Origin of the sequence: Pseudomonas sp. KB_15 (assembly GCF_052114525.1) — a bacterium.
Classification (GTDB): Bacteria; Pseudomonadota; Gammaproteobacteria; order Pseudomonadales; family Pseudomonadaceae; genus Aquipseudomonas.
Genome location: NZ_JBFREX010000015.1, coordinates 47,558 through 63,440 on the forward strand (window position 1 = coordinate 47,558; position 15,883 = coordinate 63,440).

Annotated in this window: 14 protein-coding genes; 5 read left to right on the forward strand and 9 right to left on the reverse strand. The window is 60.8% G+C overall.

Annotated elements, in window-relative coordinates; all coding sequences use genetic code 11:
- Positions 1-34 precede the first annotated feature (34 nt).
- From leuS to AB4Z35_RS15015, 5 genes are all read left to right on the forward strand, one after another.
- On the forward strand, positions 35-2,641 hold the full coding sequence (leuS, locus tag AB4Z35_RS14995; protein WP_442097837.1) for a leucine--tRNA ligase: 2,607 nt from the start codon (positions 35-37) through the stop codon (positions 2,639-2,641).
- Positions 2,642-2,728: 87 nt separating this feature from the next.
- Positions 2,729-3,334 (forward strand): LPS-assembly lipoprotein LptE, encoded by a 606-nt coding sequence (locus AB4Z35_RS15000; protein ID WP_007998416.1) that lies wholly within the window; start codon positions 2,729-2,731, stop codon positions 3,332-3,334.
- A 39-nt stretch (positions 3,335-3,373) separates the two neighbouring features.
- Entirely contained in the window at positions 3,374-4,411 is a 1,038-nt protein-coding gene (gene holA / locus AB4Z35_RS15005) for a DNA polymerase III subunit delta (RefSeq protein WP_442097840.1), read from the forward strand.
- 231 nt (positions 4,412-4,642) lie between these two features.
- Entirely contained in the window at positions 4,643-4,807 is a 165-nt protein-coding gene (gene arfA / locus AB4Z35_RS15010) for an alternative ribosome rescue factor ArfA (RefSeq protein WP_007990624.1), read from the forward strand.
- A 61-nt stretch (positions 4,808-4,868) separates the two neighbouring features.
- Complete coding sequence (locus AB4Z35_RS15015; protein WP_442097842.1) at positions 4,869-6,191, forward strand: lytic murein transglycosylase; 1,323 nt, start codon at positions 4,869-4,871, stop codon at positions 6,189-6,191.
- 124 nt (positions 6,192-6,315) lie between these two features.
- On the opposite strand, the gene AB4Z35_RS15020 is transcribed toward AB4Z35_RS15015, so the two are convergent.
- The 9 genes from AB4Z35_RS15020 to mrdA form a co-directional block, all read right to left on the reverse strand.
- Entirely contained in the window at positions 6,316-7,266 is a 951-nt protein-coding gene (locus tag AB4Z35_RS15020) for a S66 peptidase family protein (RefSeq protein ID WP_442097844.1), read from the reverse strand.
- Positions 7,267-7,439: 173 nt separating this feature from the next.
- Positions 7,440-8,438 (reverse strand): lipoyl synthase, encoded by a 999-nt coding sequence (gene lipA, locus AB4Z35_RS15025; protein ID WP_442097892.1) that lies wholly within the window; start codon positions 8,436-8,438, stop codon positions 7,440-7,442.
- A 25-nt stretch (positions 8,439-8,463) separates the two neighbouring features.
- Complete coding sequence (gene lipB, locus AB4Z35_RS15030) at positions 8,464-9,111, reverse strand: lipoyl(octanoyl) transferase LipB (RefSeq protein ID WP_007998424.1); 648 nt, start codon at positions 9,109-9,111, stop codon at positions 8,464-8,466.
- Entirely contained in the window at positions 9,111-9,386 is a 276-nt protein-coding gene (locus tag AB4Z35_RS15035; RefSeq protein WP_007990615.1) for a DUF493 domain-containing protein, read from the reverse strand. Before AB4Z35_RS15035 ends, lipB begins: the two co-directional genes overlap by 1 nt.
- 87 nt (positions 9,387-9,473) lie before the next feature.
- Positions 9,474-10,631, reverse strand: a complete 1,158-nt coding sequence (locus AB4Z35_RS15040) for a D-alanyl-D-alanine carboxypeptidase family protein (RefSeq protein ID WP_007990613.1) — start codon at positions 10,629-10,631, stop codon at positions 9,474-9,476.
- 185 nt (positions 10,632-10,816) lie between these two features.
- On the reverse strand, positions 10,817-11,824 hold the full coding sequence (locus AB4Z35_RS15045) for a septal ring lytic transglycosylase RlpA family protein (protein WP_442097847.1): 1,008 nt from the start codon (positions 11,822-11,824) through the stop codon (positions 10,817-10,819).
- On the reverse strand, positions 11,824-12,834 hold the full coding sequence (gene mltB, locus AB4Z35_RS15050; protein ID WP_442097849.1) for a lytic murein transglycosylase B: 1,011 nt from the start codon (positions 12,832-12,834) through the stop codon (positions 11,824-11,826). Before mltB ends, AB4Z35_RS15045 begins: the two co-directional genes overlap by 1 nt.
- Before the next feature lie 17 nt (positions 12,835-12,851).
- Entirely contained in the window at positions 12,852-13,955 is a 1,104-nt protein-coding gene (gene rodA, locus AB4Z35_RS15055; RefSeq protein ID WP_050548075.1) for a rod shape-determining protein RodA, read from the reverse strand.
- Positions 13,956-13,986: 31 nt separating this feature from the next.
- Positions 13,987-15,882: a penicillin-binding protein 2 gene (mrdA, locus tag AB4Z35_RS15060; protein ID WP_442097851.1), complete on the reverse strand. Its 1,896-nt coding sequence runs from the start codon at positions 15,880-15,882 to the stop codon at positions 13,987-13,989.
- Between the last annotated feature and the right edge of the window lies 1 nt (position 15,883).

Genomic DNA, 15,883 nt, shown 5'->3' on the forward strand with positions numbered 1-15,883 from the left:
GATTAGGCCACCCCTATTCAGTTCAAAAGTAGCCATGCACGAACAATATCAGCCCCGTGAAATCGAAGCCGCCGCCCAGTCGTTCTGGGACGAGCAAAAGTCCTTTGAAGTCAGTGAACAGCCAGGCAAGGAGACTTACTACTGCCTGTCGATGTTCCCTTACCCCAGCGGCAAGCTACACATGGGGCACGTGCGCAACTACACCATCGGCGACGTGATCTCCCGCTACCAGCGCATGCAAGGCAAGAATGTTCTGCAACCAATGGGTTGGGACGCCTTCGGCATGCCGGCGGAAAACGCCGCGATGAAGAACAACGTAGCGCCTGCCAAGTGGACCTACGAAAACATCGCCTACATGAAAAGCCAGTTGCGCAGCCTGGGCCTGGCGGTGGACTGGTCGCGCGAAGTGACCACCTGCAAACCCGATTACTACCGCTGGGAACAATGGCTGTTCACTCGCCTGTTCGAAAAAGGCGTGATCTACAAAAAAAGCGGCACCGTGAACTGGGACCCGGTCGACCAGACCGTCCTGGCCAACGAGCAGGTGATCGACGGTCGCGGCTGGCGCTCCGGTGCGCTGATAGAAAAGCGCGAAATCCCGATGTACTACTTCAAGATCACCGCCTACGCGGATGAGCTGCTGGAGAGCCTCGACGAACTGACTGGCTGGCCTGAACAGGTCAAGACCATGCAGCGCAACTGGATCGGCAAGTCCCGCGGCATGGAAGTGCAGTTCCCGTACAACGTCGATTCCATCGGCGAAACCGGTGCACTGAAAGTCTTCACTACCCGTCCGGACACCCTGATGGGCGCAACCTACGTTGCCGTGGCCGCCGAGCACCACCTGGCGACCCTGGCCGCACAGAACAATCCTGAGCTGCAAGCGTTCATCGCTGAATGCAAGGGCGGCAGCGTGGCCGAAGCCGACGTCGCCACCCAGGAGAAAAAAGGCCTGCCGACCGGCCTGTTCGTCGAGCACCCGCTGACCGGTGAGAAACTGCCGGTATGGGTCGCCAACTACGTGCTGATGCACTACGGCGATGGCGCGGTGATGGCGGTTCCGGCCCACGACGAGCGCGATTTCGAATTCGCCCACAAATACAACCTGCCGGTCAAATCGGTAGTGCGCACCAGCTCCGGTGACAGCAACCCGGCGCCATGGCAGGACGCCTACGGCGAGTACGGCACGCTGATCAATTCCGGCGAGTTCGACGGCCTCGACTTCGCGGGTGCCTTCGACGCCATCGAAGTCGCGCTGATCAAGAAAGAACTGGGCGCATCGCGTACCCAGTTCCGCCTGCGCGACTGGGGCATCAGCCGCCAGCGCTACTGGGGCTGCCCGATCCCGATCATCCACTGCACCACCTGCGGTGACGTGCCGGTACCGGAAGATCAACTGCCGGTCGTGCTGCCGGAAGACGTCGTACCCGACGGCGCCGGCTCGCCACTGGCACGCATGCCCGAGTTCTACGAGTGCACCTGCCCTAAATGCGGCGCACCGGCCAAGCGTGAAACCGACACCATGGACACCTTCGTCGAGTCCTCGTGGTATTACGCCCGCTACGCCTCGCCGCACTATCAAGGCGGCCTGGTAGAAAAATCGGCGGCCGACCACTGGCTGCCGGTTGACCAGTACATCGGCGGTATCGAACACGCGATCCTGCACCTGCTCTATGCGCGCTTCTTCCACAAGTTGATGCGTGACGAAGGCCTGGTGAGCTCCAACGAGCCGTTCAAGAACCTGCTGACCCAGGGCATGGTGATCGCCGAGACTTACTATCGTCGCGAAGCCAATGGTGCTTACACCTGGTTCAACCCGGCGGACGTTGAACTCGAACGCGACAGCAAGGCCAAGGTCATCAGCGCCAAGCTGATCGCAGACGGCCTGCCGGTGGAAATCGGTGGCACCGAGAAGATGGCCAAGTCCAAGAACAACGGCGTTGACCCACAGTCGATGATCGACCAGTTCGGTGCAGACACTTGCCGCCTGTTCATGATGTTCGCCTCGCCACCTGACATGAGCGCGGAATGGTCCGACTCGGGCGTCGAAGGTTCGCACCGTTTCCTCAAGCGCGTCTGGCGTCTGGCTCAAGCCCACGTCACCCAAGGCCTGCCAGGCAAACTGGACGTTACCAGCCTGAACGACGATCAGAAAGCCATTCGCCGCTCGATCCACCAGGCTATCAAGCAGGCCAGCCACGACGTCGGCCAGAACCACAAATTCAACACCGCCATCGCCCAGGTGATGACGCTGATGAACGTACTGGAAAAAGCCGCACAAGGCAGCGAACAGGATCGCGCACTGGTCCAGGAAGGTCTGGAAACCGTGACTCTTCTGCTGGCCCCTATCACCCCGCACATCAGCCACGAGCTGTGGCATCGCCTGGGGCACGCCGACCCGGTGATCGACGCTGGCTGGCCGGCACTGGACGAAAGCGCGCTGGTACAGGACAGCCTGCAGCTCGTCATTCAAGTGAATGGCAAACTGCGTGGTCACATCGAAATGCCGGCCAGCGCCAGTCGTGAAGAAGTCGAAGCCGCCGCCCGTGCCAACGAGAACGTCCTGCGTTTCGTCGACGGCCTGACCATTCGTAAAGTGATCGTAGTGCCCGGGAAACTGGTCAATATCGTCGCCAGCTAATTGGACCAGGCGCCAGGTGAGCCTGGCGCCGAGTAAAACCTTTCGGGCCGTTTGATCGGCCCACATGGTTTCAAGGGGAGCAACAAGATGATCAAACGCAATCTGCTGGTGATGGGCCTCGCGGTTCTGTTGAGCGCCTGCGGTTTCCAGCTGCGCGGCACCGGCACCGACGAACTGGCGATCAAGGAACTCGACCTGAGTGCCCGCAACGCCTATGGCGAAACCGTTACCCAATTGCGTCGGGTACTGGAAGGTAGCGGCGTCAAAGTCTATACCGGCGCACCGTACAAACTGGTGCTGACCAATGAGCAGGAAAGCCAGCGCATCCTCAGCTACGCAGGCGCCAGTAGTACGGGCGAGTACCAGGTCACCACCGTGCTGAACTACGACATCCGTGGTCGCGGTGATCTGCCATTGTTGAGCGACAAGCTTGAAGTGCAGAAAGTCTTTATGCATGACAGCAGCAACCTGGTGGGTTCCGACCAGGAAGCCGCAACGGCCCGGACGGAGGCCCGCCGCGAGCTGGTTCAACGCATGATGCTGCGCCTGCAACAACTGAACCCTGGCCAGCTGGATCAGTTGCAACAGACTGCCGAAGCCAAGGCCAAGGCTGATGCCGCGGCACTGGAAGCGGCAAAGAAGGCTGAAGCGGAAACCCCGCGTCAGTCGCCTATCGAACTGCCGCAGCAGTAAGACTTACGGGGCGCTCAGGCGCCCCGTTCGCCCTCTCTTATGAAACTCGCCCCCGCCCAACTCGCCAAACACCTGCAAGGCGCCCTTGCGCCGGTCTACGTCATCAGCGGCGATGACCCGCTGCTGTGTCAGGAGGCGGCCGACGCTATTCGCGCAGCCGCCCGTCAGCAGGGATTCGATGAACGCCAGGTGTTTGCCGCCGACGCCAGTTTCGACTGGGGAACGCTGCTGCAAGCCGGCGCCAGCATGTCGCTGTTTGCCGAAAAACGCCTGCTGGAACTGCGCCTGCCTTCCGGCAAACCCGGCGACAAAGGTGCCGCCGCGCTGATCGAATACTGCTCGCGCCCGGCCGAAGACACCGTGCTGCTGATCAGCCTGCCGAAACTCGATGGCAGCGCGCAGAAAACCAAGTGGGGCAAAGCGCTGGTCGAAGGACAGCAGACCCAGTTCGTGCAGATCTGGCCTGTCGACATCGGCCAGTTGCCGAGCTGGATCCGCCAACGCCTGTCCCAGGCCGGGCTTTCCGCCAGCCAGGACGCCGTTGAGCTGATCGCGGCGCGGGTCGAGGGCAACTTGCTGGCCGCCGCCCAGGAAATCGAAAAGCTCAAACTGATGGCCGAAGGGGGCCAGATCACCGTTGAAACCGTGCAGGCTGCGGTGGCCGACAGTGCGCGCTTCGACGTCTTCGGCCTGACCGATGCGGTTCTAAATGGTGAAGCGGCCCATGCCTTGCGCATGCTCGAAGGGTTACGCGGTGAAGGCGTCGAGCCACCAGTGATTCTCTGGGCCCTGGCCCGGGAGTTACGCCTGCTGGCCAATATTTCGCTGCAATACAGCCAAGGGACGCCGCTGGACAAGGCCTTCAGTCAGGCCAAACCTCCGGTCTGGGACAAACGAAAACCGTTGATGAGCAAAGCCCTGCAACGCTACTCGGCGCAACGCTGGGCGCAACTGCTGCTCGAAGCACAGCGCATTGACGCGCAGATCAAGGGCCAGGCAGCCGGTTCGCCGTGGATGAGCTTGAGTCGGTTGACGTTGTTGATGGCCGGACAAAAATTGTCGCTGCCTGCAGAGTAATCGCACTTTCTGTAGCAGCTGGCGAAGCCTGCGTACGGCTGCGAAGCAGTCGCAAAATCAGGATGCACGGTGTATCAGGATAATCCGGAACTCAGGGTTTACGACTGCTGCGCAGCCGTACGCAGGCTTCGCCAGCTGCTACAGATGCTTTCTCCATTCGCCCTATAGACAGCCCCCCAACTTCGGCCGATGATTTGCCCCGCAAAAACCACTCAATTGTGAGGCACCATCATGAGCAAAAAGCCATCAAAGCATGGCCCCAACAAGGCCAAATCCATCATTGCCCAGCCACTGTTCCGCAGCCGCCAGGAACGCCCCGCCAAGGGCAAAGGCAGTTACCGCCGCGAAGCCTTCCAGTCTGACAGCTGGGAGGCTTCTTACTTTCTGGCTGCGTAAAGCAGAACACCCCTTTGACATGGTAAGGTCTGTACCTGATTCGTACTCCCTGGACCCGTGCATGCCCTTTTGTCTTCCCCGTCGTTGGCACTTACGCCAATTGATCGCTGCATCCAGCCTTGTTTTGCTTGTCGCCTGTGCGGAAAAACCGACCGCAGCCGACGCTCAGCCGCTTCAGACACTTCCTGTCGCTACCGCCCCGGCGGTTGTTCCGCCTGTGGTTCCGACAGGTGAGAACCTCGACATCCAGCCTACCCAGACCTTTGCCGAATGGCAGGCGGGTTTCCGCAAGGATGCCCTGGCCGCCGGCATCCGCGCCGATCTGTTTGATCGCGCTTTCGCCAATGTCAGCTTCGACCCCAGTGTGATTCGTGCCGATCGCAGCCAACCGGAGTTCGCAAAACCGGTGTGGGAATACCTGGACGGCGCCTTGTCGCCGCTGCGGGTACGCAAAGGCCAGTCGCTGATCAATCAGTACGCCGATATTCTGCAAAGCATCGAGCAGCGTTACGGCGTTGACCGCCAGGCGCTGGTAGCCGTGTGGGGAATGGAAAGCAACTTTGGCCAGTTCCAGGGCAGCAAGTCGGTGATCAACTCGCTGGCGACCCTGGCCTACGAAGGCCGTCGCCCCGGTTTCGCCCACGCGCAATTGATTGCTGCCCTGCAAATCCTGCAACAGGGCGATATCGAACCCGAGAAGATGCTGGGTTCCTGGGCCGGCGCCATGGGCCAGACCCAGTTCATCCCGACCACCTATAACACCCACGCCGTCGATTTCGACGGCGACGGCCGTCGCGATATCTGGGGCAGCTCGGCCGACGCCCTGGCCTCGACCGCGCACTACCTGCAAAGCTCCGGCTGGCAGAGAGGTCAGCCGTGGGGCTTTGAAGTCCAGCTGCCGAGCGGCTTCAACTACGTACTGGCCGATGGCACGATTCGCAAGAGTGTCGCCGAATGGCGGCAACTGGGCATTACGCTACCCAACGGCGGCCAGGTCCCGGCAAGCTCGGAGCAACTGTCTGCGGCACTGTTGTTGCCGGCCGGCTATCGCGGTCCGGCGTTCCTGGTGCTCGATAACTTCCGGGCGATTCTCAAATACAACAACTCGTCGTCCTACGCCTTGGGGGTGAGCCTGTTGTCCGAACGCTTCAATGGCACAGGCCTGATCAGCGGCATGTGGCCAAAGGATGACCTGCCACTGAGCCGTACCGAGCGGATCGAGCTGCAAAACCTGTTGAGTGCGCAAAACTACGACGCCGGCACCGCCGACGGGATCATCGGCGCCAACACTCGCAAGGCAATCCGCAGCGCCCAGCAGTCGTTTGGCTGGCCGGCGGATGGCTATCCGACGCACAAGTTGCTGGAAGGTTTGCGTAACCGCTAAAAGCATCGCGAGCAGGCTCGCTCCCACAGGTGACCCAGTTCTCTCATTGAAATGCGGTCGAATGTGGGAGCGAGCCTGCTCCGGGCGGCGATCCGACGATGACTGACTGGCAGGCGAAAAATATCTAGCGCCTGATTACTACATCCTGCTCCAACACCAACTCCTTGTTCCCCGCATCCAGCCGCACCAATGCCCCCATGGGCAACGTCAGGTTCGGGTCGCAATGGCCGCTGCGCCATCCGGACAGCACCGGAATTCTCAATGGCTCGAAGGTCTGCTTGAGCAACCTCTCCAGCGCTGCCACATCCACACCCGCCACATCCCCTACCAACACACCGCGCAGCTTGTGCAACGTGCCTGCCAGCCGCAGCTGGGTCAGCAACCGGTCGATGCGATACAGCGGCTCGTTGATGTCCTCGATCAACAGAATGACACCCTCGGCGTCAATCTCGTAGGGCGTGCCCATGGTCGCGGCGATCATGGCCAGATTGCCACCGAGCAAGCGTCCATGAGCCACGCCTGGCTCGATCGTGGTCAGCGGGTAGGCCACCGGATGAGCCAGCACGGTGCCCGCCCTCACCTGCCCTCGTAGCATGTTGAAGAAGGAAAACTCTGTAGGTTGTTGCTTGCCACCCAGCAGATCGGCGTTGAGCATCGGCCCATGAAACGTCACGAAACCTGCATATCGGCTGATCGCCAAATGCAGTGCAGTGATGTCGCTGTAACCGATGAACGGCTTGGCGTTATCGCGCAGGAACCCGAAATCGATACGATCGAGCAACCGGGGCGTGCCATAACCACCGCGCAGGCAGATGATGGCATCCACCTCGCTGTCGGCGAATGCTGCATGCAGGTCGCCAAGTCGCACCTCGTCGCTACCGGCCAGATAGCCGTCTTTCTCGTAGACCCCGGGATACACTTTCAGTGAATAACCCCGGGCACGCATCCATTGCAGCGCCTTGTCGGTATCCAGCGTCGCGGGACCGGCGGGTGCGATAACGCCGATCATGCCTTCCGACGGCAGTGCCGGGACGGGAGTGTGAGGGCAAAGGGTGTGGGTCGGTCGAGCGGTCATCCGTGAATCTCCCTGAGTGAACACTTCAGCACACAGTAGTCAGGAACGGGGACAAACAGAAGAGGGTCAGTCGCCCCGCAGGTTGTAGGAAAAAACGGCCGCGGCCGTAGGCCAGGCAAAAAAACGCCCGCAAGGCTTTGAAACCTCGCGGGCGTTTTATGTTTCACAGTCGATCAGGACGACATCAGCTCGGCCTTGACCAGCTTGGCCTGCTCGTCGGCGTGATACGAGGAGCGTACCAACGGACCCGAGGCCACGTTCTTGAAGCCCATCTTGTAGCCTTCCTCGGCGAACCAGGCGAAGGTGTCCGGGTGCACGAAGCGCTGCACCGGCAAGTGGCTGCGGGACGGTTGCAGGTACTGGCCGAGGGTCAACATGTCGATGTCGTGTTCGCGCATGCGCTTCATGACTTCGAKGACTTCTTCGTCGGTCTCGCCCAGGCCCAGCATCAGGCCGGACTTGGTTGGAATGTGCGGCATCATCTGCTTGAAGCGTTGCAGCAGGGTCAGCGACCACTGGTAGTCGGAACCCGGGCGCGCAGCCTTGTACAGGCGCGGCACGGTTTCCAGGTTGTGGTTGAACACATCCGGCGGCTCGGCGGCGGTGATTTCCAGGGCGATGTCCATGCGGCCGCGGTAGTCCGGAACCAGGGTTTCGAGCTGCACGTTCGGCGACAGCTTGCGGATTTCACGGATGCAGTCGGCAAAGTGCTGGGCACCGCCGTCACGCAGGTCGTCACGGTCTACCGAAGTGATCACCACGTACTTCAGGCGCAAGTCGGCGATGGCGATGGCCAGGCTTTCCGGCTCGTTGACGTCCAGTGGCTTCGGACGGCCGTGGCCGACGTCACAGAACGGGCAACGACGGGTGCAGATGTCACCCATGATCATGAAGGTCGCGGTGCCGCCGGAGAAGCACTCGCCCAGGTTCGGGCAGGAGGCTTCTTCACACACGCTGTGCAGCTTGTGTTTGCGCAACAGCGCCTTGATACGGTCGACTTCCGGCGAAACCGGGATGCGGACGCGAATCCAGTCCGGCTTCTTCGGCAGTTCGGTGGTCGGAATGATCTTCACCGGGATGCGTGCAACCTTCTCGGCGCCGCGCAGCTTGACGCCGGCTTCAACCTTGGGACGCGGGGCCGGGCGCTCGGTGACATCAAGCGTCGGGATCATGGTTTGCACTGCATCAGTAGTCATATCAGTCGATTCCGCCCGTCAGGGTCGTCTGCTCAGCATAGTCGAGGTGTTTGACGAGCTGCGCGCGCAGCCGGGCACTTACCTCGGCAAATTCAATCGATCCTGCGTGATCGCTCAGCTGGGTCATCGCCAGCCCGGCGTAGCCGCAGGGATTAATCCGTCGAAACGGTTCCAGGTTCATGTCCACGTTCAAGGCCAGGCCATGAAAGGAACAACCGTGGCGGATCCGCAGACCCAGGGAAGCGATTTTCGCCCCGTTGACGTAGACACCCGGTGCATCAGGCTTGGCTGCGGCGGTCACGCCGTAGCTGGCCAGCAGCTCGATCAGGCACTGCTCGATACGGGTGACCAGATCGCGCACGCCAAACCCGAGCTTGCGTACGTCCAGTAGCAGATAAGCCACCAGTTGGCCGGGGCCGTGGTAGGTCACCTGACCACCACGGTCGACCTGCACCACCGGAATATCACCGGGAAGCAGCAAATGCTCGGCCTTGCCCGCCTGCCCCTGGGTGAACACCGGAGGGTGCTCAACCAGCCAGATCTCGTCGGCGGCATCACTACCGCGTTCGTTGGTGAAGCGTTGCATGGCATGCCAGACCGGCTCGTAAGCCATCTGGCCGAGCTCGCGAAAGCCCAGCGTGCCAGACATCACAACACCATGTGCACGAAGCCGGTGGCCCGCAGTTCGCTGTTGATGTTGTACAGCTGGTCCTGGTCGGTCGCGACGATGTGCAACTGAATGGTGGTGTATTTGCCGTTGCTGCTCTGGCGCTCGTCAACACGCTCATCGTTGATCTTGGCGTGTTTCTCGACGATCTTGATGATCTTGTCCTTGTTGCCCACACCGGTATCGCTGATTACCTTAACGGGATAGTCAGTGACCGGGAATTCGATCTTTGGCGCCTTTACTTCGGTATCGGTCATGGCGTAACGGCCTCTTGAGCGTAAGCCGTGGCGACGGGCATGGCCCCGTGCCGGATCAGCACGGGGCCATGCAGGTGCACACTAAATTCAGTTGAACAAGCCGTAGAAGAATAGACGGATGCTATCCCACATGCGGCGGAAGATACCACCTTCCTCGACAGCGTCCAGAGCGATCAGGTCAGCGCTGTGCACTACCTTGTCGTCCAGTTTCACTTCGACTTTACCGATCACGTCGCCCTTGGCGATTGGCGCGACCAGTTGCGGGTTCATGGTCATGCTGGCAGCGAGCTTTTTCAGCTGGCCTTTCGGCAGGGTCATGGTCAGGTCTTCAGCCAGGCCGGCCTTGACTTGATTGGTGGAGCCCTTCCAGACAGGCGCCTGGGCCAGCTCGGCGCCCTTCTGATAGAAGGTCTGGGTTTCGAAGAAGCGGAAACCGTAGGTCAGCAGTTTCTGGGTTTCTGCGGCACGGGCCACTTCGCTGTTGGTGCCGAACACCACGGCGATCAGGCGCATGCCATCACGTACAGCCGAAGACACCATGCAGTAGCCTGCTTCGTCGGTGTGACCGGTTTTCAGACCGTCGACGGTCTTGTCGCGCCACAGCAGCAGGTTACGGTTGGGTTGCTTGATGCCGTTCCAGAAGAACTCTTTCTGCGAGTAGATCGCGTAGTGAGCCGGGTCTTCGTGGATGATCGCGCGGGCCAGCACAGCCATGTCGTGAGCCGACGAATAGTGCTCAGGGTTCGGCAGGCCGGTCGGGTTCATGAAGTGGGTGTTGGTCATGCCCAGGTCGGCGACGGTCTTGTTCATCAGGTCGGCGAAGGCGTCTTCGCTACCGGCGATGTGCTCGGAGAGCGCGACGCTGGCGTCGTTACCCGACTGGATGATGATGCCGTGCAGCAGGTCGCTGACGGTGACCTGCGAGCCGACCTTGATGAACATCCGCGAACCGCCGGTACGCCAGGCGTTTTCGCTGACGGTCACCGGATCGTTTTCGCCGATCTGGCCACGACGGATTTCCAGGGTCGCGATGTACGCGGTCATCAGCTTGGTCAGGCTGGCCGGTGGCAGACGCTGGTCACCATTGTTCTCGACCAGCACGTTGCCGCTGCTGGCATCCATGAGCACATAGGCCTTGGCGGCCAATTGTGGTGGCGAAGGCATCATCTCGACCGCAAAAGCGGCGGGTGAGAGAAGCAGCGGGACTAACAGGAACAGGCGTTTGGCAAAGGTGGTGATGTTCATCCGTCTCTCGAAATCGCTAATGGAAACTGCCCAAGGGCAAAACTAATCAGATGACTTTCTAACGAGTCATCGCGTGTTCAGTTGCTCACTCTGTAACCCTTGCCGGGCTTTTGTTCTTCAACGAGCCAACAACCTGATTCACCCCCCAATCGCTGGTGAATCGTCAATCAAGTTCTACGTGTTGCTTATTCCATGACCACACTTGGCGAACCAAGGTTGGCCAGGCGCACACTGTTCTGCACCTGCTGGATTTCACCCGGCGATCCGATCGGGCCCAGGCGAACCCGATGCAGGGTCTGCTGATTGCGCACGATCGAACTGATGAACACCGGAGCGCTCACCATCCCGCTGAGCTTCGATCTCAGGAGTTCTGCAGCGTCCGGGTTGGCGAACGCGCCCACCTGCAGATACTGGCCAGAGGCTGGTACAGAAGCGTTTTTTTTTGCATCAAGCTGCACCGGCACCACCGCGGCGGCGTGTTGCTGCGGCGGCGGTGTCCATTGCTCGACCGTGCCGGCCGAGGCCGTGATCACCGGGGCGCTATTCTGCGCGACTTTCGGTTCATTAAGCATTAATGGTGCCGGACGGCCTTTGGCCGCCCAATACGCCTGCGGGTCGATGCCTTCGACCTTGACCCGCGCAGTGCCGGTTTCGGCATAACCGAGCTTCTTGGCCGCGGCGTAGGACAGGTCGATGATCCGGTCCGAGTAGAACGGCCCGCGGTCGTTGACTCGCAGGATCACGCTCTTGTTGTTGTCCAGGTTGGTCACCCGAACGTAACTCGGCAGTGGCAATGTCTTGTGCGCGGCACTCATGCCGTACAGGTCATACACTTCGCCGTTGGCGGTATTCTGACCGTGGAACTTGGTGCCGTACCAGGACGCCGTACCCGACTGCACGTAGGTTTTGGACTCTTGCAGCGGGAAGTAAGTCTTGCCCAGCACGGTGTACGGGTTGGCCTTGTACGGGCCGGTGTGCAGGGTCGGTGTGGCGTCCGGGATGCGCGACACATCGACGTCCCACCATGGCGCGCCATCCTTGTGGGCGCGGTTGATGTCCAGCCCTGGCGCCGAGCGCACGGCGGTGGATGATTTCTGCGCCGGCGCACGGCTGGTCGAACAACTGGCGACCAGCACTGCCAACGCGGCGAATGCCAGCAGCTTCAGGGGTTTACTCATAGGCAATGCCCGCATTACTTGACGCCCCGTGCTTGGACCAGCTGCTCAGACAGTTGATGTACGGCCATGGCGTACATCACGCTGCGGTTATAACGCGTGATCGCGTAAAAATTCTTCAGACCCATCCAGTATTCGGGGCCATTGTCGCCTTCCAGGCGGAATGCAGTAACCGGCATATCATCGCGCAGCGCATCATGACTTGACCACCCCAGGGCTCGCAACTCCCCGACGGTCTTCGTCGGCTCGATTCCAGTGGTCAAACCTTCGTCGACCTGCTCGCCACGGATGTCGGCGCGGCTGACCACCGGTTCGCCGGCGACCCAGCCATGACGCTTGAAGTAACTGGCGACACTGCCAATGGCGTCGTCCGGATTGGTCCAGATGTTGATATGGCCATCACCGTCGAAATCCACCGCATAGGCGCGGAAACTGCTCGGCATGAATTGCGGCAATCCCATTGCGCCGGCGTAGGAGCCTTTGAGCGTCAACGGATCGACCTGCTCTTCGCGGGCCAGCAGCAGGAACTCACGCAACTCCTTGCGGAAAAACTCGGCACGGGGAGGATAGTCGAAACCCAGGGTCGACAAGGCATCGATCACCCGGAAATTTCCGGTATTTCGGCCAAAAAAGGTTTCAACGCCGATGATCGAGACAATCACCTGGGCCGGCACGCCGTATTCCTGCTCGGCACGGGCCAACACCGCCTCGTGCTGACGCCAGAAGTCCACACCCCGGGCGATGCGCGCGTCGGAGATGAACATCGGGCGATACTCGCTCCACTGCTTGACCCGTTCGGCGGGTTTCGAGATGGCGTCCAGGATCGACTGCTTGCGCTCGGCTTCGCGGAACACACCCATCAATTGTTCACCGGCGAAACCGTAGTCGCGGGTCATTTCACCGACGAATTCGGCCACCTGGGGTGAGCCTTCATAGTCGCCGGCCAACGCTTCCTGCACGGTGCCAAGGATGCTTACCAGGCCGACCCATGGCGCGTATCGAGTCGCCCAGCCACGCATTACTTGCATTGAAAATTTCACCTTATTCAAACCTGCGCGATCCACTTGCGATGGGTATGGATCGACATCAAAACCCCAAACGCTGACAGCAGCGTCACCAGCGAAGTTCCTCCGTAGCTAATGAACGGCAACGGCACCCCCACCACCGGCAGCAGGCCACTGACCATACCGATGTTGACGAAAACATAAACAAAAAACGTCATGGTCAGGCTGCCCGCGAGCAACTTGCCAAACAATGTCTGCGCCTGGGCGGTAATCACCAGGCCGCGGCCGATCAACAGCAGGTAGATCAGCAGCAGCGCGCAGATCCCCACCAGACCGAACTCTTCACCCATTACGGCAATGATGAAGTCGGTATGGCTTTCCGGCAGGAAGTCCAGGTGCGACTGGGTCCCCAGCAACCACCCCTTGCCGAACACACCGCCGGAGCCGATGGCGGCCTTGGACTGGATGATGTTCCAACCGGTCCCGAGCGGATCGCTCTCCGGGTCGAGGAACGTCAGGATTCGCTGCTTCTGGTAGTCGTGCATGATGAAGAACCACATGGCAACTGCCACGGGCACGGCGGCGGCCAGCACGCTGAGGATCCAGCGCCAGCGTAAACCGCCCATGAACAGCACGAAAGCGCCGCCGGCCAGGATCAGCAGCGAAGTGCCAAGGTCCGGTTGTCGCACGATGAGAATGAACGGGATGCCGATCAGCATCAGACTGATGCCGACATGCTTGAGCTGCGGCGGCAAGGTGCGTTTGGACAAGTACCAGGCGATGGTCGCCGGCATCAGGATCTTCATGAACTCCGAGGGCTGGAAGCGAATCACACCTGGGATATTGATCCAGCGCGTGGCGCCCATGGCGTTGTGACCCATGACATCCACCACGACCAGCAAGAGCACGCCGATCACATAGCCAATAGGCACCCAACGGGCCATGAAGCGCGGTTCGAACTGAGCGATGACGATCATCGACACCAGACCGATGCCGAACGATGTGGCCTGCTTGGCCAGCAAGTCCCAACTCTTGCCACTGGCCGAATACAGCACGAACAGGCTGCCGGCCGCCAGGGTCAGCAGCAGGATCAGCAGCGGGCCGTCGATGTGCAGGCGTTGCAGCAGCGTCGCACGACGACGCATCACATCCTCGCTGGAGAGCATGCGATCAAAATTATTCATCACGGGCAGTTGCCTCTGCACTGATAGGGCTGGCGTATTCAGGCTTCAATCGGCCGTCCTGGTCCAGGAGCCAGGCATCCATGACTTGACGCACCACCGGCGCGGCGACGCCGGAACCGGACTCGCCGTTCTCGACCATCACCGACACCACGATTTTCGGGTCGTCGGCCGGCGCGAAGCCGACGAACAAGGCGTGGTCGCGGTGGCGTTCCTGGACCTTGGAACGGTCGTACTTCTCGCCCTGCTTGATCGCCACCACCTGGGCCGTACCGCTCTTGCCGGCGATGCGGTACTGCGCACCGATCGAAGCCTTGCGTGCCGTACCGCGGGCGCCATGCATCACCTGCTGCATGCCGTGGTTGACCTTGGTCCAGTCAGACGGATCACGCAGGATGATGTCCGGCATCGGGTTCTGATCCACCGGCTTCTCGCCTTCGATGGTCTTGGCCAGGTGTGGACGGTTCCAGATGCCTTTGTTGGCCACCAGCGCGGTGGCCTGGGCCAGCTGCAGGGGGGTCGACTGCATGTAGCCCTGACCGATCCCGAGAATCAGCGTTTCGCCCGGGAACCATGCCTGGCGGCGGGTCGCGCGTTTCCATTCGCGGGTCGGCATCAGACCCGGCGACTCCTCGAACATGTCCAGGGACACCTTCTGACCGATACCGAACTTGGACAGGTACGACGACAACCGATCGATCCCCAGCTTGTGGGCCAAGTCATAGAAGTAGGTGTCGTTGGAACGCATGATCGCCGTGTCGAGGTCGACAAAACCATCGCCGGTGCGGTTCCAGTTGCGGTACTTGTGATCGTAGTTGGGCAGCATGTAGTAACCGGGGTCGAACACTCGGGTCGAGGCAGTCACTACGCCCGAATCCAGACCGGCAATCGCCACCGCTGGCTTGATGGTCGAACCCGGTGGGTACAGACCACGCAGCACGCGGTTGAACAGCGGCCGGTCAATGGAGTCGCGCAGCTCGGAATAGGCCTTGGAGCTGATGCCGGTGACGAACAGGTTCGGATCGAAGCTCGGCTGACTGACCATCGCCAGCACCTCGCCGGTTTTCGGGTCCATGGCCACCACCGCACCACGACGACCGCCGAGCGCGGCTTCAGCGGCTTCCTGCAATTTGATGTCCAGGCTCAGGACGATGTCTTTGCCGGAAATCGGTTCGGTACGCTTGAGCACCCGCAATACACGGCCCCGAGCGTTGGTTTCGACTTCCTCGTAACCCACCTGACCGTGCAGCTCCGGCTCGTAGAAGCGCTCGATGCCGGTCTTGCCGATTTGATGGGTGCCGCTGTAACTGACCGGGTCCAGAGACTTGAGCTCTTTCTCGTTGATCCGCCCCATGTAGCCCACCGAGTGCGCAAAATGTGCACCCTGCGGGTAGTGACGAACCAGTTGCGCGACCACTTCCACGCCCGGCAGGCGGAACTGGTTCACGGCGATCCGCGCGATCTGTTCCTCGGTCAGCTCAAACAGGATCGGCACCGGCTCGAACGGCCGGCGCCCCTGACGCATGCGCTTCTCGAAGATCACCCGGTCCTCGGGGGTCAGCTCCAGCACTTCGACGATCACGTCGAGCACCTGCTGCCAGTCGCCGGAACGCTCGCGGGTCATGCTCAGGCTGAAGCTGGGCCGGTTGTCGGCAATCACCACGCCATTGCGATCGAAAATCAAGCCGCGGGTCGGCGGAATCGGCTGCACATGAACGCGGTTGTTTTCCGACAGGGTCGAGTGGTACTCGTACTGGATCACCTGCAGGAAATACAGGCGCGCGATCAACACGCCAATCAGTACCACCACTGCAATGGCCCCGAACACGACGCGGCCACGCACCAGACGGGCGTCTTTTTCGTGGTCCTTGATGCGGATCGGCTGGGTCATG